Below are 22,366 nucleotides of genomic sequence, written 5' to 3' on the forward strand. Positions count from 1 at the left end.
TCCGATAAAGACCGACGGGCGCCAGTTCATGGCGGGCGCTTGAAGCACCGGCGCCCGAAGGAATCGGGCTCACAAGCCGTCTCGCCTTTTTGTTGTGCGAGCCGGTGCAAGCCTTGACAGCCCCAGGCTTTGGTGCTAAGTACTGCCAACGCTGTCGGGGCGTAGCGCAGTCTGGTGAGCGCACTAGCATGGGGAGCTAGGGGTCGGCGGTTCAAATCCGCCCGTCCCGACCAGCAGCCAGCCGTTAAAAGGGGACCGCAACCGCGGTCCCCTCTTTCGTTCTTCTCCTCCTCTTTCCAAGATCGGTCTTCACGAGATGCCCATCGGTTGAACGCCGGCTTTTCCCCGGCTATTGTATTTGTGAAAGTGAACATGAACCTTCCATCCACGCCAGCTGTGGAAGCGAATCACCGCCCCGCAGTTCCTGTTGGAGAAGGGGGCGGAGCGGCCATCACGTTTGGGGTCTTTAGTGAGGACCGCTGATGAACCGATGAGAGGAAACCATGAGCCTGGGAGGTGTTGGGCATGGCGATCCCTAACGGAGCCATTCACCGCAAGCTGCTGCTGATCGAACAAGTTGTGATGGAACTTCGGACGCTTGTGCCTGTGACGGTCGCTGATTTGGAAAAGGATTGGCGCACTCGGCGAGCGGTGGAAAGAAGTCTGCAGGTGGCTGTGGAGGCGATGATCGATGTGTGCCAGAGGTTGATTTCCCTCAGGGGCCTGACAGTGCCGGGCACCGGAGCCGAGTCTGTGGGATTGTGTGTTGAACTCGGGGCTCTCACTTCCGTCGAGCCCTACCGGCGCATGGTTCAGTTTCGAAATTACATCGTCCATCATTACGAGATGGTGGATCCAGCTATCCTGGCGGAGATCGTTAATCGTCGTCTTGATGACTTTGAAAACTTTTGCCGCGAGATTCAAGCCTATGATCTTGAAGGAAATCGTTGAAAAGGCTCTGAAGGTTTTTCACCGGCATGACCGTGTGGTGGCCGTGTGGCTTTTCGGCTCCGCCGCCGAGGAACGCATGCGGGTGGGCAGTGACCTGGATCTGGCCGTTCTCTTCCAGGAAAAACCTCCCTTTGAGGTTTGGGCCGACCTCAGGGCCGATTTGCAGGAGGCACTGAAATTCGAAGATATTGATCTCGTAACCCTCAACGAGGCCCATCCCATACTGCGTTTCGAGGCGGTGCGTGGAAAATGTCTCTACTGCGTCGATCCTGAGGCCGTTGCGGCTTTTGTTTCCCTGAGCGCCCGCGAGTATGAGGACACTATGGCCTTCCTGGAGCGGGGCCGGCAAATGACAGCAGAGGTGCGCCAACATGCGGTAGGTGAAAGAGATAGCGGATGAGCTCGGAAGATCTGCGGCGATGGTTGGAAAGCGCTGGCGCATCAAAAGCAGGGGCGTCGGGCGTGATGCGGGGAGCGGCCCCCTATGGCCATGGAAAGAGGCATTCCCTCGAGGCCCAGGGGGCCGCAAATGCGCTCCACCGGGGCTCAGTGGCCCCGAATCGCACCCTCATGGGCTTTCCGCAGTCCGCACGGTGAAGCGGCCGTCCAGGTCTTCCAGCTTTTTCACGATCCCCCCGTATTCCAGCTCGCTGAAAGGCAGCATGGCGTTGCCGAAAAACCCCTGCCTTCGGATTTCCGTGGCCTTGTCCGAGATGCGCTCCCGGATGCGGTCCCAGTAAGGGTGGTCGAAGGCGTCCACCGGGCGGGTCAGGCGCCCGTGGTGTACACAGAAGGCGGCGCACGAAACGATGGGCGGCCCGTCGAAAAAGGAGGTGCCGGTGTTCTGCTTGACGGGCATGAGCGGCCCGGCATGGCTTCCGCGCATGAATCCCGCCACGTAGGCCCCCAGGTGGAAGGGTGCCAGGACTTCCCCGGTGGCGGGAAAACTTCCCTGGACGCGCACCAGCATGATGGGGTCGTCCTTTCCCGTGTATTTTCCGGCGATGTTGTGGAGCCGCGTGGTGCTCACGGCCACCGCCTGATCCCCGGTTTGGCGCGAATGGATGGATTCGACCACGAACCGTTCGGGATCCCTCAGAAGCGCTGCGATGTCGTAGAGATCCTCGGGGGCGTTCAGGGTGATGACGCGGTCGGCTTCCACGTGGGAAACGTCCATGATGGTGAAGGAAAACCCCTGGAACATGCCGGGCGACAGAAGCAGGCCCGAACAATACATGGGATCGGCGAAGGCCTGGTAGAGGGGGAGATTGTAGGCGCCGGGATCCGTCTTGTCGGCGGCGAAGAAGAGAAAAGGTTCCGCCTCCCTTTCCTCGAATTCCATTTCGGCCACCGCCGGTCCCAGCCCCTTTACATTGCCGGCGAAGGCGTCCTTCAAGAGATCCTGTCCCGCTCCGTAGAGTCCTTGGTCCTTGGCCACGTCCGTTCCGGCCTTGAAAGCGTCCCAGGCCAGCTTGTGCACCCCCTCGTGACAAACCCCGCTCGTATGGGTGCAGAGGATGGCGATGTCATCTCCCGTGTAACTCACGTGCCAGTCGATGAGAAGTCCCTTTTGGTGCTGGCGTACATGCCCGATGACCGCTTCCAGCACGCGCCGACTGGGCTGAATGTGTCCTCCGATGCTCCCGATGTCCGCCTTGATGGCCGTAAGCGTGATCTTCATGGCCGGTGCCCTCCTTGCGTCTTCGGGTTGATACCATCTTCGCCCGGTGGTTGTGCGGGCATAAGGGATGTGGAAAAGAACCAAGGAAGTCCGCGAGACGGGGAGGGGGAACGGGAGTGTCATGCGAGGGGGCGGGGAGCAATCCGGTTGCGCATCCGCTGCCGCTTGGTCCAATATGACACGCTCGGATACTTGAAAACAAGAAGGGGCTTTCCGAGGAAACCGATCATCGAGGAAAAGATGAAACGAATCGGAGCGGTTGTCTGCCTGCTTTACGTGTTCCTTTGCTGGGGATGCACCCAGGCTCCCCAGGTGGTGGCCGTCGCAAGGCCCATCATGGGAACCATCGTGGAGATCAGCGTGGCGGCTCAAGATGAGGATGCGGCTTTTCATGCCATCAAGGCCGCTTTTTCGGAAATGGAGCGGATCGAGCGGGAGATGAGCTTCTTTCGGGAAGAGAGCGAGCTTTCCAGGCTCAACCGTCTTGCCGGCCGAGGGCCCGTCCAGGTTTCCCAGGAGCTTGTGGCGCTCCTGCGGACCTCCCTTCGCATTTCCCGGCTCACCCAGGGCGCCTTCGACGTGACCGTGGCCCCGTTGTTGCGCCTTTGGCCCATCTACAGGGCGGAAAAGATCCTTCCCACCGACGACAGGATCCGGGAGGCTCTAAGCCATGTGGGATACCGAAAGCTCATGGTCTCGGAACACGATCACACGGTGGCCTTCGCCGACCCCGGCATGGCGGTGGACCTGGGGGGCATCGCCAAGGGCTATGCCATCGACCGGGCCGTGTCGGTTCTGAAAGGCCTGGGAGTGAAGGCGGCCCTGGTGAATGCGGGCGGGGATCTCTATGCCTACGGACGAAAGCCCAACGGGGATCCCTGGACGATCGGCATCCGCCATCCGCGGCAAAAGGACGGTGTGCTTGCAGCCGCCAAGGTGCAAGATATGGCGATCGTCACTTCGGGCGATTATGAAAGGTTCTTTATCAAGGACGGGAAACGCTACAGCCACATCATCGACCCGCGGTCGGGCTTCACGGCTCAGAAGACCGCTTCCGTGACGGTGACGGCGCCGCAAGCCGTTGTGGCGGACGGGCTGGCCACCGGGGTTCTCGTTTTGGGGGCGGAAAAGGGCCTTTCGGTGGTGGAGTCCATCCCCGGAGTGGAGGCGGCCGTGATTACGGAAGGCCCCTCGGGAGGGCTGGAAATGCGGGTCTCCGCAAATTTCCTCAAAAATCTGGAAATCGATCCGGCGTCCATCCGCCGTCAAGGGATCAGGCTGGTGGAACGGCCTGGGGCGGCTCCGCCGGCTTCAGGTCCAGTATCCGAATGACCGTCGGGGGATCCAGCCGATAGGGGCTGGCCGCACCCTGGTAAAAGCCGTGGGCCTCGATGAAGTGGATGGAAAGATCCGTCCACTGGAGCCGCTCTCCCGTATCGAGCCGCTCCAGTTCCACATGGGTCTTGGGATAGAGGCCCGGATGTCCCCAAGGGCAGGGGAGCTTCCCGCGGGCGGCTTCGACCCGCACGCGAAACCGGTCGTCCACCACCACGGGCTCGCCCAGGGCCCTCTTGGCGGCCTCGGTGAGAGTCCGAAGCCTGCGGGCGATAACGTCGTGGTAGAGGCCCGCTGCCTTCACCGCCTTTTCGTCTTCAGTGAGGATCCGGATGAGCGGCCGCGGGTCCCCTTCCAGATACCCGTGCCGGTGCGGGCCCGGCCGGAGCCTTCGCTCCACCTCATCCAATTCCGGGCTTTGGTAGACGGGAAAACGTCCCATGGTCCCCCCTTCACGCGGCCCTGGATGGGCCGCGCCTCATGCAAACTTGTCATAGAAGATGCGGTCTTCCGGGAGGCCCTTGCTCTTCAGGATGTCCACGGCGGCGTTGATCATGAGCGGGTTGCCGCAAAGATAGGCCTCCATGTCCGAGGCGTCCGCCACCCGGCGGGCCACCGCGTCCGTGACGTACCCGGTTTCTCCCTCCCAGGCGTCTTCGCGGGCCGGATCCGACAAGACCGGCACGTAGGTGAGCCCCGGGATGCGTTCCGCCAGGGTCTGAATTTCCTCCTGATAAAAGAGATCGGCCTTGGCTCGGACTCCGAAATACAAGGTGGCCCGGCGGTCGATCTTTTCGTCGGCCATCTGATGCAGGATGGACATAAGCGGGGCCAGGCCGGAGCCGGTACCGATGAGAATCATCTCCCGCTCGGAATGGCGCAGGTAAAAATCGCCGTAGGGGCCGTTGATGCGCACGGTGTCGCCTTCCTTGAGCAGCGTGTGGATGTAGGTGGTGGCAAGGCCGTGCTCCACGCGGGTGATCACCAGCTTGATCTCGGTCCTGAGGACCGCGGGCGATGCGATGGAATAGGCCCGGTACACCGGTTCCGGGCAGCCGGGGTATTCGGGCACCTGGAACTGGATGAACTGGCCGGGCTTGAAGGTGATCTCCGGCGGATCCACCAGCTTGAGATGCACCTCCTTGATGTTGTGGGTCAGAGGACGAAGCCCGGCCACCACGGCGGTGTATTCCTTGATGAGGAAGAACTCCTCCGGGATGCGGATCAGCAGGTCGTTTCGCACGCGCACCTGGCACGACAGGCGCACCTGCTCGGCGATTTCCTTTTCATCCATGTAGGGTGTTTCGGTAGGCAGGATGGGGCCGCCGCCATCCAGAACCTGGACCTTGCACAGCCCGCAGCTTCCCCGGCCGCCGCAGGCGGAGGGGATGAAGATGCCCTGGTCCATAAGCGTGCCCAGGAGTTTTCCTCCTCCCTGGACGGTGAGCTCCTTTTCCCCCTCGTTGATGGAGATGCGGCATTCGCCGTAGTCGGCCAGAACCGCGTGGGCGGCTTCCAGCAGCAGGGCCAGAAAGGCCGCCAAGGCGCTTATGGAAAGGAGACCCAAGGCGAGTTGTACCATGGTATGTCGACCTCAACCGATCTGGATCATGCCGCTGAAGGCCATGAACGAAAGGGCCATGAGGCCCGCGACGATGAGACTGATCCCAGGGCCCTCCAGGGCCTTGGGGATCGGAGCCTTCCGAATCTTTTCCCGGATCCCGGCCAAGGCCGTAATGGCGAGAAGCCATCCCAAGCCGCCGCCGAACCCGTAGGCCACCGACTGAATGAAATTGTAGTGACGGATGATCATGAAGAGACAGACGCCCAGGATGGCGCAGTTGACGGTGATGAGCGGCAGAAAGACGCCCAGAACCACGTAGAGCGCCGGCGAATAGCGGTCGATGACCATCTCCACCAGTTGGACGAAGGCGGCGATGACGATGATGAAGACAATGTAACGAAAGTGCACCAGGCCGAAGGGAACGAGCAGGTGATGGTAGACCAGGAAATTGATGGCCGTGGTGCAGGTCATGACGAAGGTGACTGCGAGGCCGAGGCCCACGGCGGACTTGAGCTCCCTGGAGATGGCCAAAAAGGAGCACATGCCCAGGAAGTTGGCCAGCAGGATGTTGTTGGTGAAGATGGCGGCGAAAAAGATCACCGGAGCGCTCAAGGTGGTTTCCATGCCGGTGGGGCCCTCCTAGCGCGGCGCTTTCTTTTCTTCGGGTTTTTCGAACTGGTAGGCCACCCAGATGAAAAGGCCCAGCATGAAGAAGCCGGCGGGGGCCATGACCATGATGGTCCAGGGGACCCACCAGGAAGGCATGACGGGGTGGCCGAAAACGGTGCCGAAGCCCAGAAGCTCGCGGACGAACGCGATGACGAGAAGCACCAGGGCATAGCCGGTTCCCGACGCGATGCCGTCCAAAAAGGACAGCCAAACGGGATTGTTACGGGCATAGCCCTCGCACCTTCCCATGATGATGCAGTTGGTGATGATGAGTCCCACGTAGGGGCCCAGCGCCTCGCTGATCTCCGGCAGGTAGGCCTTCAGCACGATGTCCACGATCATCACGTAGGAGGCGATGATGAGCACCTGCACCATCATGCGGATGCGGCCGGGGGTGATGCGCCTGAGGGCCGAGACCGTGGCGTTGGACATGGCGGTGACGAAGATGAGGCTCACTCCCATGATGAAGGTGTTGGTCATGAGGTTGGTGACGGCGAGGGCGGAGCAGATCCCCAGGATTTGACGAAAAACGGGGTTTTCTCCCCAGACGCCTTTTCGAAAGAGACTCTTGGCCGTATCCGCTGCCATGACGATGATCCTTGCAAGGAGTGCGGTATCTTCATCCCTATTGGGATCGGGTCATTTCCATTTGCGTCTATTGGCGTGCATTCGCGGTTCTCTTTCCCATCAAATCTTTCCCAGCTTGCGTTGCTCCAGCAGGAGCGGGATGGTGCGTTTCAGCTCCTGATCCAGAAAGGCTTCCAGACGCCGGCTGGTTTCCGTGGCTCCGGTGATGCCGTCCAGTTCGTTGGGGGCCGCGGACGTGCCGGCCGGCTTGAGGTAGAAGAACCGCATGCCGGGACCGGGAACCTGCAACTCTTTTCCTCGGAACTGGTCACGGAACCATGCTTCGGTGATGCGGCCACCCAATCCGGGGGTTTCGCTGTGCCGGTAGAAGGCGATGCCCAGGATCTTTTGCACCTGAGCATCCACGGCGATCATTCCGTAGATGGGGCCCCAAAAACCGGGGCCGGAAATGGGAAAAGCGTATCCCAGCACCTGGGTTCCGTCCTGATCCAAAGCCACATAGAGCGTTCGGTCCCCCAAGGACAGGGGGCGAATACGCCGCTGGAAGGCTAGCTGCATCTCCTGCTTGCCCGCGGACTCGGCGGGCAGAAGGTCCAGCACCGAAAGGACGATGCGCTGGAGCTTGGTTTCTTCGTTCAGGCGAATGCGCTCCTGACTCACCCAATTCACCCCCCCGACCACCGAGGTGAAGGCGAGAGCCAGAACAAACATGAACAGGACCGAAAAGAGCCGCTCTTTCATGACGCCGTGGCCTGTGCTTTCTTCTTTTCTTGAAAGAACTTGACCGCCCGATCGAGCAGCGGCACGAATGTGTTCATGAAAAGCACGGAAAACATGACGCCTTCCGGAAAGTTGGAATAGCGTCGCAACAGGATGGTGAGGGAGCCGATGCCGACTCCATAAACCCACTGGGCGGGTTTAGTCTTGGGCCCGCTGATGGGTTCGGTGACCACGAAAAAGGCGCCGAACAACAGAGATCCAGCCAGGAGATTGGTGAGGGGGTCGGGGACTCCGGGAACCCGCAGGATGTAGAGAATGGAAGCGGTGGCGGCGGCTCCGAAAAGGCACGAGACGGCCAGTCGCCACTGGGCGGCCTTCTTATAGATGATGTAGACGCCGCCGAGAAGAACAAGCAGGGCGCTGGTTTCTCCCATGGACCCGGAAATGTTGCCGAAAAAGAGCGGCCCCAGGGGAACGTCCTGCCCGGCCTGGACCAGGCGCAAGGGCGTGGCGGACGTGACCGCGTCCAAGGGCGGAAGCCAGCCGCGGACCCCCTCGGCCAGGGAACCGAAGGGCGGCACCCATCGCGCCGTGAGGAAGATGGGAAAGCTGATATAAACGAAACAGCGCCCCACCATGGCCGGGTTGTAGACGTTGTAGCCGAATCCGCCGAAGGCCATCTTGCCGAATACGACGCCGAAAACGATGCCCACGGCGACGATCCAAAGGGGCACCGTGGGAGGGAGACTCAGGGAATAGATGAGACTGGTCACAAAGACCGCGGAGGTGACGGGCTTGCCCTGCCGAAGGGTGAAAGCGGCTTCCGCCAGGGTGCCGGCCGTGAGGGCCACCAAGGTGACAAGGATCGGGCGCCAGCCGAAGAAAAGGACCGATCCGGCAAGACACGGCAGCAAACCCACAACGACCCGCATCATCACCGGTTGCACCAGAAGATACTTCTTGGGAACCAAGCCACCGCTGGGCATCATTTCTTCCGATCGTCCGCCTAGATTGCAGAATCCGAAACCACCACCGTCCGTCACTTTCGTGCGTGCCCTCATAGCTAACCGATTAGGAGAAGTAGTTCAAGAGAGCTGATGCCGTTGCCACGGCGGTTGCCGCTGGGGTGGTAGGTGGTTTGTCCGCAGAGGTTGCCGTCCCTCAAGTCTTTTTTAAAAAAAACCGAAGGGGTGAATGAAAGGTTGCAATTGGATGTCCGGATCGCTATAAGGCCGCAATTTTCAGGAACGGGGGATCGCCGTTCCATCTATCCTGTGGAAGGGGATATCACCATGGTCTGCTGCGACCTCAAGCCAACATGCTGCTTTTTTCTCACCGAGTGCCGGAAATCGTGTAACGGGCGCATGCGCGAACGCTATTGCGATGGAGATTACACGGGCTGCGCCCGCTACATCACGGCGCGGGCGGTGGGCAAGGGGCAAGTGCCCGACGATCTCCTGCCGGAAGAGGTGGATCGGTTGCGGGATCTCTTTTCCCGGCTCGAAAAGGACCCGGGCGCGCTGAGAGCCCAAGAAAAGTGCGGATGAGCGGGAATAGATCCTAAACGCGTAGGATCCCAGGTGGAACCTGAAGCAGGGGTTCGTAGGGCGCCGTGTCGGTTCACCGCTTCCAGAGCGCCCGTGGATCTTTGAGTTTCTCCCCTTCCCCGGGATACACCCTCTTTTCGTCTTCCGGGATGGGCGTGCCGGGATGCGGCCAGACATGGCCCACTGGATCGGGTCCCTCCAATGTGACGGCGGACGGGTGGGGATCCACGAGCCGCGGCCGGCGGCGCACATCCACATCGGGCAGCGGATAGCTGAACTCGATGGGGATGCCGTTGGGATCGAAAGAATAGAGCGACCAGATGAAGCCGTGATCGATCACCTCGGACGCCCAGAAGCCGGCGGCCTCCAGCCGCGCCTTCAATTCCCAAAGATCGTCCGCTCCTTCGAGCGAAAAGGATACGTGATCGAAGACGACGGGACCGCGCACCGGCACGCCGTGGTCTTTTTCATCCACCGGGGCCGCATCGGGCCATTCGAAAAAGGCGATGGCATCGGTTCCGGAGATGGAAAAGAAATAGTGACGGTAACCGGGCCGTCCCATGGCCACCACGAGTGGCATGCCCAGAAGATCCCTCCAGAAGCGAATGGTTGCGTCCATATCTCGTGTCACCATGGCCAGGTGGTTGATCCCGTTGTAGCGGATGGGTTTCATGGAGAAGTACTCCTTGCAAGAGCGAGTTTGATCGGTGTGCTTCGGGCTGATGTAGGGGCGGTTCGCGAACCGCCCCTACATGCCTTGGCTTTGCGCGTGCGCGTTCAGTGAAATTCACGGGGGCCGCTTTCTGCATCCGCACGAAAAGAAGGAAGCGGCTGTGGGCAAGCAATCCCCTTTATGGTAGCCTTGGCAGAATGATGCGACGGTCCCGGCCGGCCCCTCTTCTCCCGGCCGAAAAAACGTTGCCCCCAGTGTCTATCGGGAGCGAATCGGTGGCCAAAGTCATCGTGAAAAGCCTAGCCGATTATGATCATCGGCTCAAGGAAACGATCTCCTCCCTGCTGGAGCCCCTTCTCCCGGCCGGGAGACTGCGAAACGCCCGGGTTCTGGTAAAACCCAACCTGCTGGCTCCCGCCGCGGCGGAACGGGCGGTGGTGACCCACCCGGCTATCGTGAAAACCGTTTGCCAATGGGTTCTGGATGTCTCCGACGGCACGGCGCGCATCCTGGTGGCCGACAGCCCCGCCGTGGGACCCTTTGGCGCCGTCCTTCGCCGGAGCGGCCTGGAAGAAGCCCTGCGGGACTTGCCCGTTCAAGTGCAGGAGTTCAAGGAATCGGTGAGCGTCTCGGCGGCTCCTCCCTTCCATAGGCTGGAGCTGGCCCGAGAAGCCGTGGAAGCGGACGTGGTGGTGAATGTGCCCAAATGGAAGGCGCACTCCCAGATGTTACTCACCCTGGCGGTGAAGAACCTCTTCGGCTGTGTGGTGGGGGTCCGAAAGCCCCAATGGCATATGCGTGCGGGCGTGGATGCGGAGTGGTTTGCCCGGCTCCTGGTCACCATCTGCCGAACCATCGACCCGGCGGTGCATCTGCTGGACGGCGTCCAGGGGCTGGAAGGGGACGGTCCAGGATTGGGAGGGACCCCCAGGCCCATCGGGTACCTTCTCGCCTCAAGCAGCGGGGAGGCCCTGGACTGCGCGGTATGCCGAATCCTCGGGATCGACGCCGTGGAGCTACCCACCTTGCGGGCGGCCATGGACCAGGGCTTTCAGCCGTCCGCCGTGGAAATCGAAGGAAAAGTCGAGCCCGTCACGGACTTCCGTCTGCCGAAAATGGGTTCGCTGCTCTTCGGACCCCCGAAGCTTCATGGGCTGCAAAGGCGATACCTGCTGCGGCGCCCCGAGGTCCTTCCCGGCCGGTGTCGAGCGTGCGGCAAGTGCTGGGAGATCTGCCCGGCCGGGGCGGTTGCAGAATCCCATCCCGAACCACGCTTCGACTATGAAAAGTGTATTCGTTGTTACTGCTGCGTGGAAGTCTGCCCCTTCGGGGCGCTGATGCCGCGTGAGTCGGCCTTGGGCCGCCTCCTTTCCCTGGCCACGCGCCGTGCGTGGTAGCCTGTCTCGCCCTGGGGCTGGAAGAAAGATGGCCGCGACGCTTGACTTACCATCCGGGGAGCACTAGGGTTGCCTCAAGGATTACCGAGAAACGAAACAGTAAGGAGAAACAGATGAAGAAAGCGGAAAAGGGCGATTTCGTCAAAGTGCACTACACGGGCAAGCTGGATGACGGCCAGATTTTTGATTCCAGCGAGGGGGGGCAGCCCCTGGAATTCCAGCTCGGTTCCGGACAAGTCATTCCGGGTTTCGAAGAGGCCATCACGGGGATGGCCGTGAACGAAAAGAAGAGCTTCCGAATTCCCGCCGAGGATGCCTACGGGGAAAGGGACGAGCGGTTGACCCAGTCCTTCGCCCGATCGGAACTGCCTCCCAATTTCGAACCGCAGCTGGGCCAGGTGCTCTCACTCACCACCCACGACAACCAGACGGTGTACGCCACCGTGACCGATGTGAACGATGAGGCCATCACCCTGGACCTGAACCACTTCTTGGCCGGCAAGGCCTTGAATTTCGACGTGGAACTGGTGGAAATCAGCGACCAACCGTCCCAGGGCGGTTGTGGTTGCGGCTGCAGCTGCTGACGAGATCGCCCGTTTGAGATAGATTCTGTTTGAGAACGAGAGCGAGGGGCGGGATGGCATCCATCCCGCCCGTTTTTTTCAGCCGGTCCGGTAGTTGGGCTCTTCGCCGACCCGGCCCACCACGAAGAGCTGCCCTCCGCATTCGGGGCAAAACAGATTCTGAACCAGTCGCCTTTCCCCCGGCCCAGCCTCATCGTAGGAAAGATCCGTGACCAGGAAGTGGGAAGAGATGCCGCAATCCTGGCACATGCATTCCATATGATCCGCCATGGCCTCTGCTCACCTCCCTTCCCGCCAAGCCTTGAGCGCATCTTGCCCGGGCGGACGTTTTTCCGCATGAGCTGGGAGCTTGTCTGAGTATAGGCCGAGAGCGCCTTACGGAAGATTTCGCCATCCCCGCGAAGCTTGTCCCCGGCTTGAACGGGGAGCGGGGATTCAGAATTCCCGGCAAGTTAGAGGCTCCCGCTTCCGCCCGGCATATTTAGCACGGTGCAGGACGGTTGCCAACGCTGCCGTTGCTTCATCCCAGGAGGGCTGTGAATGGGAGTGGAGGGTTATTGGGTCCTCAGCGGAAGACAGTCGGGGAGCCCGGCATGAGCCGGGTGCGGGCCGCATGGCGAATGGACGGCATGCCGGTTCCTGCGCAAAAGACGTTTCCCGCACGTAGACTAGCGCATGGGCGGAACACCATGATGGTATGCGGCAAATTGGGATGCATGAAGACCTGGACTGTAGGGGCGAAAGATTTTTCGCCCCTACAGTTCGCGTCCCCCATGTTCTTGTTGGCGTTCACGGGTCCCAAGGGGCCGGCCCCCGGGAAGGGACGGGGAGCACCGCGACGGGCTTCCGGTTGGGGCGGGGCAGGAGGAGCCTGTCCGAAACCGTTCCGGATGAGCGCTTTTCCCGTAGCGCAGCCCTTCAGGGCTGCGCAAGAAGCCCCGGACGTTGGATAGGCCATCGCTCACTTCCCGTCACTTCAAGGGGCTGCGATGGACCTTTCCGGGGGGCTCAAGCCCAGCGGCTACGAGGAGGACCCAAATTCCTCGGCCTTGTAGGTCGGAGAACTGTTGTCGGACAGCCTCTTAGAGTTCATCCACCGGCGTGCGTTCGATCTTGGCCTTGCTTTTGGCCTCGCCGATGAACTGCTCCACCGCCCCTTTCACCTTCTGCTTTTGGAGATGATCCACGATGGTGTCCTTCACGTCCGCAAACGGAACGGTCTCGGCGGGCTTCTTCTCCGTCACCTGAATGAGGTGATAGCCGAACTGGGTCTCCACCACATCGCTCGTCTTGCCGGGCTCCAGGGCGAAGGCTGCCTTTTCGAAGGGCTCGACCATCTCGCCACGGCCGAACAGCCCCAGATCCCCGCCTTTTTCCCGACTCGGACAGTCGGACATCTCGGAAGCCACAGCGGCGAAGTCTTCGCCCTTTTGGAGTCTTTTCTGGGCGTCGGCGATCTTTTCGCGGGCCGCCTTCTTGTCCGCTTCCGAAGCGTCCGGGGCTACCGCGGCCAGAATGTGACGGGCATGGACCCGCTCCGGCCTTTCAAAGAGCTCATGGCGCTCCTTGTAGAAGGCCTCCGCCTCCGCATCGCTCACCGTGACCCCTCGGCTCAGGTCTTTGTCGATGAACTGCTCGATGGCGCTGTTTTGCAAAAGCTCTTGTCGGAGGGAAGCCTCGGTAAGGTTCATGCCCTTGAGGGCTTCCGTGTAGGCCTCCGGGGTGTCGAATCGGCTCTTGAGGTCGGCCAGTCGCGCTTCAACGGCTTGGGAGTCTCCCTTGTAGCCCTTGGCGGTGGATGCCTGGTAGAGGATCTCGCGATCGATGAGGCTTTCCAGAACCCGCTCCTTGACATCGCGAAGCTGCACGTCATTGAGCAGGTGGCCCGACTGCAGAAGACTTTGGCGAACGCCGTCCATCTGCCGATCGAAGGCGTCGCGGGATATGGCCGTTCCGTTCACCACCGCAGCCGGGCCAGCATCGGCGGCCGCAGCCGGATCGGCCGGCAGGAAGGCAAGAGCGGCCACCAGGCAAAGCAAAGCGAACCTTCTTAACTGTGTCATGCTGTTCTCCCATTGTGAAATGGTAAAAAAAAGCACCCCGGACATGGCCCGGGGTGCTTCCTTATCCGTCGTCCGTCTTCAGCTTAGATTCTCTTCACGTTGATGGCCTGAGGGCCCTTGGGGGTTTCCGTAATGTCGAAACTGACGGCATCTCCGTCGGTCAACGTCCGGAAGCCCTCTCCCTGGATGCCCGTGTAGTGAACAAAGACGTCTCCCTGGCTGTCCGTTTCAATGAAGCCATAACCCTTCTTCTCATTGAACCATTTGACTCGGCCTTCCATGTTTCCAGAACTCCTCTCTTCTGTGGTACGCCTCGTCGGGTCTTGCTCGGCGGCAGCCAGGAGATGGTCTTGCCCAAGCGGAAGACCGTACTTCCATGGGCCCCAGGAACTGACCCCAACTACACGTACACAAAAACGTTAAAACCTGGGAAAACACAACGTTTCCCATTTACCACAACGACCCTTCTAGCCCAGTCCGTTGGAAGAGACAAGTGAATAATCATGCCAAGATGTCCGCCGTACGGCGAAAATTGTCAATTCCACGGGGCTGGACACTCCTTGTTTCGCTTCGTCGGTTGGTGGTACGATTTTCCATCCCATGGCCGTCACCCCGGGTAGCTTTTGCAGGCGGTGGGGAAGAAGTTCCCCATCCGGATGATGGGTGCAGGAGCGGTTTGCAACCGCCTTTTGGCTGATAAAGGAGAAGACATGCGTTTTCGGGGCGTTCTTTTCGATCTGGATGGAACATTGCTGGACACCATTTCCGACCTGGCGGAGGCTATGAATCGAGTGCTTCGAAGGCACGGTTTCCCCCCGCACGCCGTGGCTGACTACAAGAGGTTCGTCGGTGACGGCGTGGAGTGGCTGGTGCGGCGCGCGCTGCCCGACGGCAGCTGCTCCCAGGAGGAGATTCCTCGTTTTGTCGCCGCCATGCGCGAGGAGTACCGGGCTTTGGGTCATGCGCATACCCGGCCCTACGACGGAATTCCGGAAGTTCTGGACGCCCTTGCGGCAAAAGGAGCGCGTTTGGCCGTCCTTTCCAACAAGATGGACGACTTCACCAAAGACATGGTGGCCCGATTCTTTCCGAAGTTCCGTTTCGATGCGGTGGTGGGCGCGTCGCCCGGAGCTCCCGTGAAGCCCGATCCGTCCGCCGCCCGGCAGATCGCCCGGGATGCCGGAATTCCCCCTTCGGACTGGATCCACCTGGGCGACACGGCCGTGGACATGAAGACCGCCGTGGCGTCGGGCATGTTTCCCGTGGGGGCCTTATGGGGGTTTCGAGCGGCGGAGGAACTGGTTCAAGGCGGCGCCCAGGTTCTCCTGCGGACGCCGCGTGCTCTTCTTCCCTTCCTGTAGCACCGTTTCGGAAGCACAAGAGCGGACCGCCATCCACCCATGCATCAGAGGTGGCCTTGCACAGTCCATGCGCCCCGGATGTGGGGGCGAATGCCAAACCGGGCTTTCCCCTTGTGGTCGTCCTGGACTTCCGTGATGGTGGTGAATGCGAAAAAGAACGAGATAGGAACGCGAGCCCACGGCCATGAGCGCCATGGGTGGGAGCGGTGAGCGCGGGGGCGCTGACGCCTGCTAAAACGCGATCGCGGACGCAGGAATGGAAAACGGAACCACGAAAAAGAAGCGGAAGGCCGTAAAGATCCTGCAAATCTTGGCGGAACGCTACGGCACCACGCCCTGGAATTGGCACACCCGCCGGGATCCCTTTCGGGTGCTCGTGGGGACGGTGCTGTCCCACCGCACCCGCGATGAAATGACCGATGCGGCCGCCCGGGCCGTCCTGGCCCGGTATCCGACCCCGGAAAGCCTGGCCGAGGCTCCCGTGGAGATTCTCCGGGAGCTGGTACGACCGGTGAACTTCTTCAAGACCAAGGCGGGACGCCTTAAGGAGATCGCGCAGGTCCTTTGCGAGCGGCACGGGGGGTGCGTGCCCGACACCATGGAGGATTTGCTGGCGCTTCCCGGTGTGGGCCGAAAGACGGCCGCCTGTGTGTTGGTCTACGGCTTTCGCATACCCGCGCTTCCGGTGGACACCCATGTGCACCGCATCAGCAATCGTTTGGGGGTGGTTCGAACCGAAAGAGGCGAAGAGACGGAACGGGAACTGCGCGATTTGCTTCCGGATCCGTGGCTTCTTCTGGTGAACGAGCTTTTGGTCAAGCACGGGCAGACGATCTGTCGGCCGCGAAATCCCCTTTGTTCGCAGTGTCCCGTACAGGAGTATTGCGATGCCTACGGCGGTGATTGATGGGCACGCCCATCTGCACGATTTCGACGATCCGGAACCCGTCGTCCGGAAAGCCTTAGAGAGCGGGGTTGCCCGGATCGTCTCCGTGGGGATGGATGCGGCATCGAACCGGCGTTCCATCACCCTGGCCGATCGGTTCCCATCTGTGGTGCTTCCGGCGGTGGGGTATCATCCCTGGAGCGTGCGTGCGGAGCAGGTGGAAGAGACGCTGGCTGAGATACGGCGGCTTCTTCCCCGTTGCGTGGCGCTGGGGGAGGTGGGCCTGGACTACCGCGTAAAGGTGAAAAAGGAGCTGCAGCGCCAGGTGTTTCGGCGTGTTCTGGAATCGGCCGCCCAGTTGGACAAGCCGGTCATCGTCCACAGCCGCTTTTCCCATCAGCGCTGCCTTTCCATGGTGCGGGAAGCGGGGGTTCGCCGAGCCGTCTTCCATTGGTACAGCGGCCCGCTGGACGTACTGGAGGAGATCCTGGCCGCAGGCTATTACGTTTCGGCCACCCCGGCCCTGGCCATGCACACCAAACACCGCCCCGCCATGGAACGCGCGCCCCTGGACCGGATCCTGGTGGAAACGGACGCCCCCGTGGCCTATCAGGGACGCCCGGCGGAACCCGCCCACGTCTGGATCACCCTGAAGGCCCTGGCCGCACTGAAAGATCTTTCCCTGGAAGAAACGGCCCGGCGAACCACCCGAAACGCCGAGATCTTTTTCGGACTTCGGCCCCGGGACGAGGCATCGTCATGCGACTGCCCGTGAACGCCCCTTTTCGCATCCATGTCTCGCCGATTTTTCCCTGGGAAAAGCGAACCAGAAATCTGGTGGTCCGGACGCCCCGGGGATTTCACCCGCGGCACGTGACCAGCCGGCTCTGCGTGGAGATGCTGGCAAAGCACCGTACAAGGCTGGAAGGGGGCACGTTTCTGGATGTGGGATGCGCCTCCGGGATCCTGGCCCTGGCGGCCGTCCACCTGGGTGCCCGCTGGGCCGTGGGGGTGGACGTTCACGGCCCGTCCGTTTGGGGGGCCGCCCGAAACGCACTGGAAAACGGCATGGAGACCCAATCGGCCTGGGTGGTGGGATCCGTGGACTGCGTTCGCCGTTCGTTTTCGTTCGTGGCGGCCAACGTTCCCTGGCACGTCTGGCTGGAGATCGGCTGGGAAACCATGCAGCGTGTGGCTGTGGGCGGTCTGCTCCTCGTTTCCGGATTCCAGGACTTTCACCTGGCGCCCGTCATGGCTCAACTGAAGGAAGCCGGTTTTGTCGTCCTGGAGAGGACTCGGGGAGATGAGAGCTTCTTCGGCATCCCACCATCGGGAAGCTACACCTGGATGGCCGTCTTGGCTTTGCGAACGGATCCGGAAGCGGGGAGCAGGCCATGAAGCAAAGGGTGCGCACGATTCTGCATCTGGACATGGACGCCTTTTACGCTTCGGTGGAGCAACACGACGATCCGGCACTTCGCGGACGCCCGGTGGTGGTGGGCGGAGGGAAAAGGGGGGTGGTTTCCGCCGCCTCCTACGAGGCGCGCCGGTACGGCATTCATTCCGCCATGCCCATGTTCCAGGCACTCCAAAAATGCCCGCATCTGGTGGTTCGGCCCGTGCGGATGCGCCGCTACCAGCAAGTCTCCCAAGTCGTGATGGACATCCTGCGGAGCCTGTCGCCGTTGGTGGAGCCCCTTTCCATCGACGAGGCCTTCGTGGACCTCACGGGAACGGAGGAACTCCACGGACCGCCCGAGGTAACGGCTCAAAGGATCAAGGACAGAATCCGCCGGGCCACGGGCCTTACCTGCTCCGTCGGGATCGCCCCCAACAAGCTGCTGGCTAAGATCGCCTCGGATCAGAACAAGCCGGACGGCCTGACCATGATTCCTCCCGACGCAATAAGATCGTTTCTCCAAGACTTCCCGGTGGCCAAGGTCCCGGGGATCGGTCCCAAGACCCTGCAGAAGCTGAGCGTCCTGGGCGTCAGGACTTGCGGGCAGGTGACGGCGCAGCCTGTAACCTTTTGGACGAGAAGGTTCGGAGACAGGGCGGGACGATGGATCTACGAGAGGGCCTCTGGCGTGGATCCGGATCCGGTGAACCCTCAGAGGCCCGCCAAGTCCATCGGAGCGGAAAACACCTTCGAGGAAGATCTGGCCGAGGATGCCGTCCTCCACAAGTGGCTGCTGCTGCAGTCGGACCGTGTGGCCCGGCGCTTGCGACGGCGGGGCATCCTTGGCCGTACCGTGACCCTCAAGGTGAAGTACGACGACTTCAAGCAGATCACCCGAAGCCGCACGCTGCCCCTGCCCACCGACAGCACGGAAACCATTTATGGCGAGGTGCTGGCTCTTTTTGCCGGTGTGCCCCGCGGCCGGAAGATACGGCTCACGGGCGTGAGCGTCAGCGGCCTTTCCGCGGGACGGGGCCAGCTCCACCTTTTCGAAAACAGGGAAGAAAACCGCAGAAGGCGGCTGGACACGGCCCTGGACGCGATTCGCCACAGGTACGGAGCCGGTGCCGTGCGACGCGGCCGCCTGTGGGATCTCACGCTGCTTACGGAAAAAGACGACGGACAAGGAGAAGACAGGTGAACATGGAATTGGACCGGATCCGGGATGCCGCGCGGGTCCTCAAAGCAAGGATCATCCGCACGCCGTTGGTCTATTCGCCCACGTTGAGCGACCTGTTCGGAGCCGACGTGTACCTGAAGCTGGAAAATCTTCAAAAGACGGGATCCTTCAAGGTCCGCGGCGCCACCTACAAGATCCTCAAAAATCGAGACAAGCTCGGCCCCCGGGGGGTGGTAGCGGCCTCGGCGGGAAACCACGCCCAGGGAGTGGCCCTGGCGGCCCGGCAGGCCGGCGTTCCGGCGGTGATCGTCATGCCCGTCTGGGCCTCCATCACGAAGCAGATCGCCACGCGAAACTACGGCGGAGACGTGATCCTGCACGGGACCAGCTTGAGTGAAAGCCTGGATAAGGCCTTGGAGTTGAGCCGGGAAGGGCGGACCTTCATCCATCCTTTCGACGACGAGGACATCATGGCGGGCCAGGGCACCGTGGGCCTGGAGATCCTGGAAGACCTTCCCGATCCGGACCTGGTGTTGGTGCCCGTGGGAGGCGGAGGCCTGATCGGTGGCATCGGCACCGCCATCAAAGCCCTTCGACCCCGAACGCAGGTGGTGGGGGTGGAGGCGGCCGTCTGTCCTTCCGCAAACGAAGCGTTGCGTACCGGACGACTGGTGGCGGTGGGAAGCGCGCAGTCCATCGCCGACGGGATTGCCGTGAAGCGGTTGGGAGAGAAGACCTTTGAGGTCATCCGCCGCCGCGTGGACCGGGTGGTGACGGTGGATGAGGAGCACATCGCCGAGGCCCTGCTGCTTCTCCTGGAGAGAAAAAAGGTCCTGGCCGAGGGAGCCGGCGCGGTGCCCTTGGGGGCCCTTCTGACGGGTGCGGTGCGCTGCGAAAAGGGCCGCAAAGTGGTTCTGGTGGTCAGCGGAGGGAACGTGGACAGTCCCCTGTTGGGGCGGGTGCTCACCAAGGGGCTTCTCAAGAGCGGGCGGCTCATGCGATTCACCGTGCAGGTGGACGACGTGCCCGGATCGCTGGCACGCCTCTTGGGGGTGGTGGCGGCGCACGGTGCCAACGTGCTGCACATCTACCACGACCGCAACGTGCCCGACCTGCCCCTCCATGTGACCCGTGTGGAATTGGAGGTGGAGACCCGCGGGTTCGACCACATGGAAGCCCTTACGGAGGCGCTGAAGACCGCGGGATATCAACTGGTTCCGTGACGAGGGATGAGTGACGAGTGACGAGTGATGGGTGATGAGGGATGGGGGATGGGGAGTCTCGCCCTTTTGGCAAAGGGGCCGGGGGGGACCGTAAAGGAAGCACTGTTGTGCGGATTGCGGATCTCGGATGACGAATGGCGGGCAGCGGATCCATGGGACGACACCTTACAGCCATTGGCGCCGCCGGCTGGGCGAGCACCGTCGCCCAGATCCTCATGCTCCGGGAAATCTTCGTCCAATTCTACGGTAACGAACTTTCCGTCGGGATCGTTCTCTTTTTTTGGCTCCTTTGGACCGCCGCGGGGAGCGCCCTGGCCCCCCGCCTGTTTGGGAAGTTCCCTGCCGTTTCCGCATCCCGCCGGTGGAGCTCTCTCATTCCCGGGTTGCTTTCGGCCTACGCCCTGGCGATGCCCATAACGGTGATCTGGATCCGCGGTGCCAGGCTGCTTTTTCACATTCCGCGAGGCGATGTGCCGGGGCTGGGGCAGACGATCCTCCTGACCGGTGCCACGACCGCGCCCCTGTGTCTGCTCTTCGGCTTCTTGTTCGGTTCCATCTGGATGGCGGCAGCCGATTCCACCCCAAAGGGACGGAGCGGGTTGTGGATCTATGCCGCCGAAGCCGCAGGGGCCGGGATCGGGGGCCTCACCTTCTATTTCCTTCTCCTTCCTCGGTGCACCGCCCTGGAGGCGGCGATTCTTTCCGGTTGGGTACCGGCCTTGGCGGCGCTTATCACCATGGGCCGGGCGGTGGGTACCGGTCCTGCGGTGGCGTTGGCGGCGGCCTGGCTGATGTTGGCGTCCCTGTGGGCCGCGGGAGGCCGCCTGGAATCCTGGAGCCGGTCCTGGGTGTGGGGGAGCGGCCTGGTTCGTTCCGTGGACACACCCTATCACAACATCACCGTGCTGCAGGGGCAAGGACAACAGTCGGTCATGATCGACGGACTATGGGCCTACAGCATCCCGGATCCGCAAGGGGCGGAAGACGCCGTCCATCTGGCCCTTCTCCAGCACGGGCACCCGCAGAAGGTGCTGGTTCTGGGAGCAGCCGGGCCTGAAATCCTACGGGAGTTGCTTCGCTATCCGGACTTGCGCCGGATTCTGGTGGTCGATCCGGACCCGGTCCTCCTGTCCATGAGTCGGCTGGATCGTGAGGATCCCACGGTGGGTTTTCATTGCGATGACATCCGGCGGTATGTGCGCCGAGCCGAGGATTGCTACGACGTGGTGCTTCTCCATACGGCGGACCCGGTGACGCTCGCTCTCAATCGGTTCCGGACGGTGGAGTTCTTCAGGGATCTGGACGGCCTTTTGTGCTCCGGCGGCGTGATTTCCGTCACGGTCTCCGGCGGCGAGGAGATGCTCGGCGAAGCCCAGATTCGTCTGGTGTCTTCCGTTCTGGGCGCACTGGACCATGTGTTCGGGGATCGGGTGCTCTATCCGGGAAGCCGGATCCGGCTGGTGGCGGCCCGGAACCCCGGAATCCTTGCCAGGGATCCGGAAATCCTCGCGGGGCGGGCTGAGCGAAGAGGGCTGGCGCTTCAATACGTGCGCCGAGATCGCCTGGAGAACCTACTGGATCCTCTGAGGCAGGCGTACTTTGACCAGGTTCTGGCCGCCGCCCCGCCCGAGCTCAACCGGGATGGGCATCCCGTGGGGTTTCTCTATGCCCTGGGATGGTGGACGGCTCGCACGGAAGGCGGGGCAAGCGGCGACTGGATCGGCCCCATGACGTCGCCCGCGTTCCGGAAAATCGGAGCGGCTGTGGTCTCGGCGGTTGCCTTCCTTCTGCTTATATGGCTCGTCTTCGGTCCCCGACTTCCCGTGGAGCGGGGAGCGGCCTTGGCCGTTTTTTCGGTGGGAGCGTCCCTCATGGTGCTCCAAATCGTCCTTTTCCTCGCATACCAGATCTGGGAAGGGGCTCTCTACACGGCCATGGCACTCCTGGTGACGACGTTCATGACCGGGCTTTCCGCAGGCGCCCTGGCGGCCCATTGTTTCGTGGATAAACCCGGCGGTTGGGCCCGGGCAAAACAGGCCTTGCTGGTTGCTCACGCCGGGTTGGCGGCCTTGGCTCTCGCCTTGGGATGGACCTTCGGCCGCGGCGCCCCGTCCTGGATCGCCTTCCCTTCGCGGCCCTGGGCGTTGGTGTTCTTTTGTGCGGCGGCGGGAGGGATGGGCGTCTTGGGAGGGGCCCATTTCGGCCTTTCGTGTCTGGTCTGCAAGATAAGATCGGGAAAAGGCGCCGCGGGGCCCCGTTTGTACGCTTGGGACCTGGCGGGGGCGGCCTCGGCGGCGATGGGAGGCACGCTGATTCTCCTTCCCATCTGGGGATTGTCGGGTGCCGGTTGGGCATGCGCCGGTTTTCTCGCAGTGACCTTCGCGGCTCTTCTCCGTTCGCTCCGCCTAAGATAGCCTAACGATCATGGCGAAACTCGCCACCCCGCACGGATGAAAGAACCTGCACCAGTCTAGAGCCCTTTTTGTGGGAGCGCCGGAAGGCGCGATGAGGTGGCGGACACACTGGCGGGAGATGGCCGCCCATC

At 61.9% G+C, this 22,366-nt stretch carries 24 protein-coding genes and 1 tRNA gene; 14 read left to right on the forward strand and 11 right to left on the reverse strand.

All coding sequences use genetic code 11. The features are described from left to right. Nucleotides 1-155 precede the first annotated feature (155 nt). The 3 genes from BUB04_RS01785 to mntA all read left to right on the forward strand — a co-directional run bounded on the left by BUB04_RS01785 (nt 156) and on the right by mntA (nt 1,351). Nucleotides 156-233, forward strand: a tRNA-Pro gene (locus BUB04_RS01785). A 292-nt stretch (nt 234-525) separates the two neighbouring features. After that, nucleotides 526-951, forward strand: a complete 426-nt coding sequence (hepT, locus tag BUB04_RS01790; RefSeq protein ID WP_073036371.1) for a type VII toxin-antitoxin system HepT family RNase toxin — start codon at nt 526-528, stop codon at nt 949-951. Beyond that, a complete protein-coding gene (mntA, locus tag BUB04_RS01795) occupies nt 929-1,351 on the forward strand; it encodes a type VII toxin-antitoxin system MntA family adenylyltransferase antitoxin (protein WP_073036373.1) in 423 nt (140 codons plus the stop codon). The genes hepT and mntA overlap by 23 nt, the downstream gene beginning before the upstream one ends. Nucleotides 1,352-1,519: 168 nt before the next feature. Here mntA and fbp read toward each other — a convergent pair whose 3' ends face one another. After that, on the reverse strand, nt 1,520-2,632 hold the full coding sequence (fbp, locus tag BUB04_RS01800) for a fructose-1,6-bisphosphate aldolase/phosphatase (RefSeq protein ID WP_073036374.1): 1,113 nt from the start codon (nt 2,630-2,632) through the stop codon (nt 1,520-1,522). Nucleotides 2,633-2,872: 240 nt separating this feature from the next. Here fbp and BUB04_RS01805 point away from each other — a divergent pair, with 240 nt between their 5' ends. After that, a complete protein-coding gene (locus tag BUB04_RS01805; RefSeq protein WP_178371871.1) occupies nt 2,873-3,964 on the forward strand; it encodes an FAD:protein FMN transferase in 1,092 nt (363 codons plus the stop codon). Here the strand turns inward: BUB04_RS01805 and BUB04_RS01810 are convergent. The 6 genes from BUB04_RS01810 to BUB04_RS01835 form a co-directional block, all read right to left on the reverse strand. Beyond that, nucleotides 3,906-4,409, reverse strand: a complete 504-nt coding sequence (locus tag BUB04_RS01810; RefSeq protein WP_073036378.1) for a hypothetical protein — start codon at nt 4,407-4,409, stop codon at nt 3,906-3,908. The genes BUB04_RS01805 and BUB04_RS01810 overlap by 59 nt on opposite strands. A gap of 36 nt (nt 4,410-4,445) precedes the next feature. After that, complete coding sequence (locus BUB04_RS01815) at nt 4,446-5,549, reverse strand: NADH:ubiquinone reductase (Na(+)-transporting) subunit F (RefSeq protein WP_073036380.1); 1,104 nt, start codon at nt 5,547-5,549, stop codon at nt 4,446-4,448. Nucleotides 5,550-5,561: 12 nt separating this feature from the next. After that, entirely contained in the window at nt 5,562-6,155 is a 594-nt protein-coding gene (locus tag BUB04_RS01820; RefSeq protein WP_073036382.1) for an NADH:ubiquinone reductase (Na(+)-transporting) subunit E, read from the reverse strand. A 15-nt stretch (nt 6,156-6,170) separates the two neighbouring features. Beyond that, on the reverse strand, nt 6,171-6,788 hold the full coding sequence (locus BUB04_RS01825) for an NADH:ubiquinone reductase (Na(+)-transporting) subunit D (protein ID WP_073036384.1): 618 nt from the start codon (nt 6,786-6,788) through the stop codon (nt 6,171-6,173). A gap of 99 nt (nt 6,789-6,887) precedes the next feature. Further along, nucleotides 6,888-7,529 carry an RnfABCDGE type electron transport complex subunit G gene (locus BUB04_RS01830; protein ID WP_073036386.1) on the reverse strand — a complete coding sequence of 214 codons (642 nt, stop codon included), beginning with the start codon at nt 7,527-7,529 and terminating at the stop codon, nt 6,888-6,890. Further along, nucleotides 7,526-8,497, reverse strand: coding sequence for an RnfABCDGE type electron transport complex subunit D (locus tag BUB04_RS01835; RefSeq protein WP_218588349.1), 972 nt, complete (start codon nt 8,495-8,497; stop codon nt 7,526-7,528). Before BUB04_RS01835 ends, BUB04_RS01830 begins: the two co-directional genes overlap by 4 nt. Before the next feature lie 303 nt (nt 8,498-8,800). Here BUB04_RS01835 and BUB04_RS01840 point away from each other — a divergent pair, with 303 nt between their 5' ends. Beyond that, entirely contained in the window at nt 8,801-9,055 is a 255-nt protein-coding gene (locus tag BUB04_RS01840; protein ID WP_143156313.1) for a hypothetical protein, read from the forward strand. Nucleotides 9,056-9,128: 73 nt separating this feature from the next. On the opposite strand, the gene BUB04_RS01845 is transcribed toward BUB04_RS01840, so the two are convergent. After that, nucleotides 9,129-9,728: a VOC family protein gene (locus BUB04_RS01845; protein ID WP_178371872.1), complete on the reverse strand. Its 600-nt coding sequence runs from the start codon at nt 9,726-9,728 to the stop codon at nt 9,129-9,131. A gap of 275 nt (nt 9,729-10,003) precedes the next feature. On the opposite strand from BUB04_RS01845, the gene BUB04_RS01850 reads away from it, so the two are divergent. Together BUB04_RS01850 and BUB04_RS01855 are read left to right on the forward strand one after the other, a co-directional pair. Continuing rightward, nucleotides 10,004-11,125, forward strand: coding sequence for a DUF362 domain-containing protein (locus tag BUB04_RS01850; protein WP_073036392.1), 1,122 nt, complete (start codon nt 10,004-10,006; stop codon nt 11,123-11,125). Between the two features lie 113 nt (nt 11,126-11,238). Next, on the forward strand, nt 11,239-11,709 hold the full coding sequence (locus BUB04_RS01855) for an FKBP-type peptidyl-prolyl cis-trans isomerase (protein ID WP_073036394.1): 471 nt from the start codon (nt 11,239-11,241) through the stop codon (nt 11,707-11,709). Nucleotides 11,710-11,787: 78 nt separating this feature from the next. Here the strand turns inward: BUB04_RS01855 and BUB04_RS01860 are convergent, their stop codons facing one another. The 3 genes from BUB04_RS01860 to BUB04_RS01870 all read right to left on the reverse strand — a co-directional run bounded on the left by BUB04_RS01860 (nt 11,788) and on the right by BUB04_RS01870 (nt 14,053). After that, the gene (locus BUB04_RS01860) at nt 11,788-11,979 is read right to left on the reverse strand and encodes a hypothetical protein (protein WP_073036396.1); all 192 of its coding nucleotides are present in this window, start codon (nt 11,977-11,979) and stop codon (nt 11,788-11,790) included. 812 nt (nt 11,980-12,791) lie between these two features. Beyond that, nucleotides 12,792-13,772 carry a peptidylprolyl isomerase gene (locus BUB04_RS01865; RefSeq protein ID WP_178371873.1) on the reverse strand — a complete coding sequence of 327 codons (981 nt, stop codon included), beginning with the start codon at nt 13,770-13,772 and terminating at the stop codon, nt 12,792-12,794. Between the two features lie 83 nt (nt 13,773-13,855). Beyond that, the gene (locus tag BUB04_RS01870; RefSeq protein WP_073036400.1) at nt 13,856-14,053 is read right to left on the reverse strand and encodes a cold-shock protein; all 198 of its coding nucleotides are present in this window, start codon (nt 14,051-14,053) and stop codon (nt 13,856-13,858) included. Nucleotides 14,054-14,482: 429 nt separating this feature from the next. On the opposite strand from BUB04_RS01870, the gene BUB04_RS01875 reads away from it, so the two are divergent. The 7 genes from BUB04_RS01875 (at nt 14,483) to BUB04_RS01905 (ending at nt 22,235) form a co-directional block, all read left to right on the forward strand. Beyond that, the gene (locus tag BUB04_RS01875) at nt 14,483-15,133 is read left to right on the forward strand and encodes an HAD family hydrolase (RefSeq protein WP_073036402.1); all 651 of its coding nucleotides are present in this window, start codon (nt 14,483-14,485) and stop codon (nt 15,131-15,133) included. 256 nt (nt 15,134-15,389) lie between these two features. Beyond that, complete coding sequence (locus BUB04_RS01880) at nt 15,390-16,040, forward strand: endonuclease III domain-containing protein (RefSeq protein WP_073036403.1); 651 nt, start codon at nt 15,390-15,392, stop codon at nt 16,038-16,040. Further along, complete coding sequence (locus tag BUB04_RS01885) at nt 16,021-16,794, forward strand: TatD family hydrolase (RefSeq protein WP_084075902.1); 774 nt, start codon at nt 16,021-16,023, stop codon at nt 16,792-16,794. Before BUB04_RS01880 ends, BUB04_RS01885 begins: the two co-directional genes overlap by 20 nt. Then, complete coding sequence (locus BUB04_RS01890) at nt 16,779-17,417, forward strand: 50S ribosomal protein L11 methyltransferase (protein WP_073036406.1); 639 nt, start codon at nt 16,779-16,781, stop codon at nt 17,415-17,417. The genes BUB04_RS01885 and BUB04_RS01890 overlap by 16 nt, the downstream gene beginning before the upstream one ends. Then, complete coding sequence (locus BUB04_RS01895; RefSeq protein WP_073036408.1) at nt 17,414-18,619, forward strand: DNA polymerase IV; 1,206 nt, start codon at nt 17,414-17,416, stop codon at nt 18,617-18,619. Before BUB04_RS01890 ends, BUB04_RS01895 begins: the two co-directional genes overlap by 4 nt. A gap of 2 nt (nt 18,620-18,621) precedes the next feature. Beyond that, a complete protein-coding gene (gene ilvA / locus BUB04_RS01900) occupies nt 18,622-19,821 on the forward strand; it encodes a threonine ammonia-lyase (RefSeq protein WP_073036508.1) in 1,200 nt (399 codons plus the stop codon). A gap of 152 nt (nt 19,822-19,973) precedes the next feature. Next, nucleotides 19,974-22,235: a spermine/spermidine synthase domain-containing protein gene (locus BUB04_RS01905; RefSeq protein WP_178371874.1), complete on the forward strand. Its 2,262-nt coding sequence runs from the start codon at nt 19,974-19,976 to the stop codon at nt 22,233-22,235. Nucleotides 22,236-22,366 lie beyond the last annotated feature (131 nt).

The sequence above is a fragment of the Desulfacinum infernum DSM 9756 genome (assembly GCF_900129305.1).
Taxonomy (GTDB): Bacteria; Desulfobacterota; Syntrophobacteria; order Syntrophobacterales; family DSM-9756; genus Desulfacinum; species Desulfacinum infernum.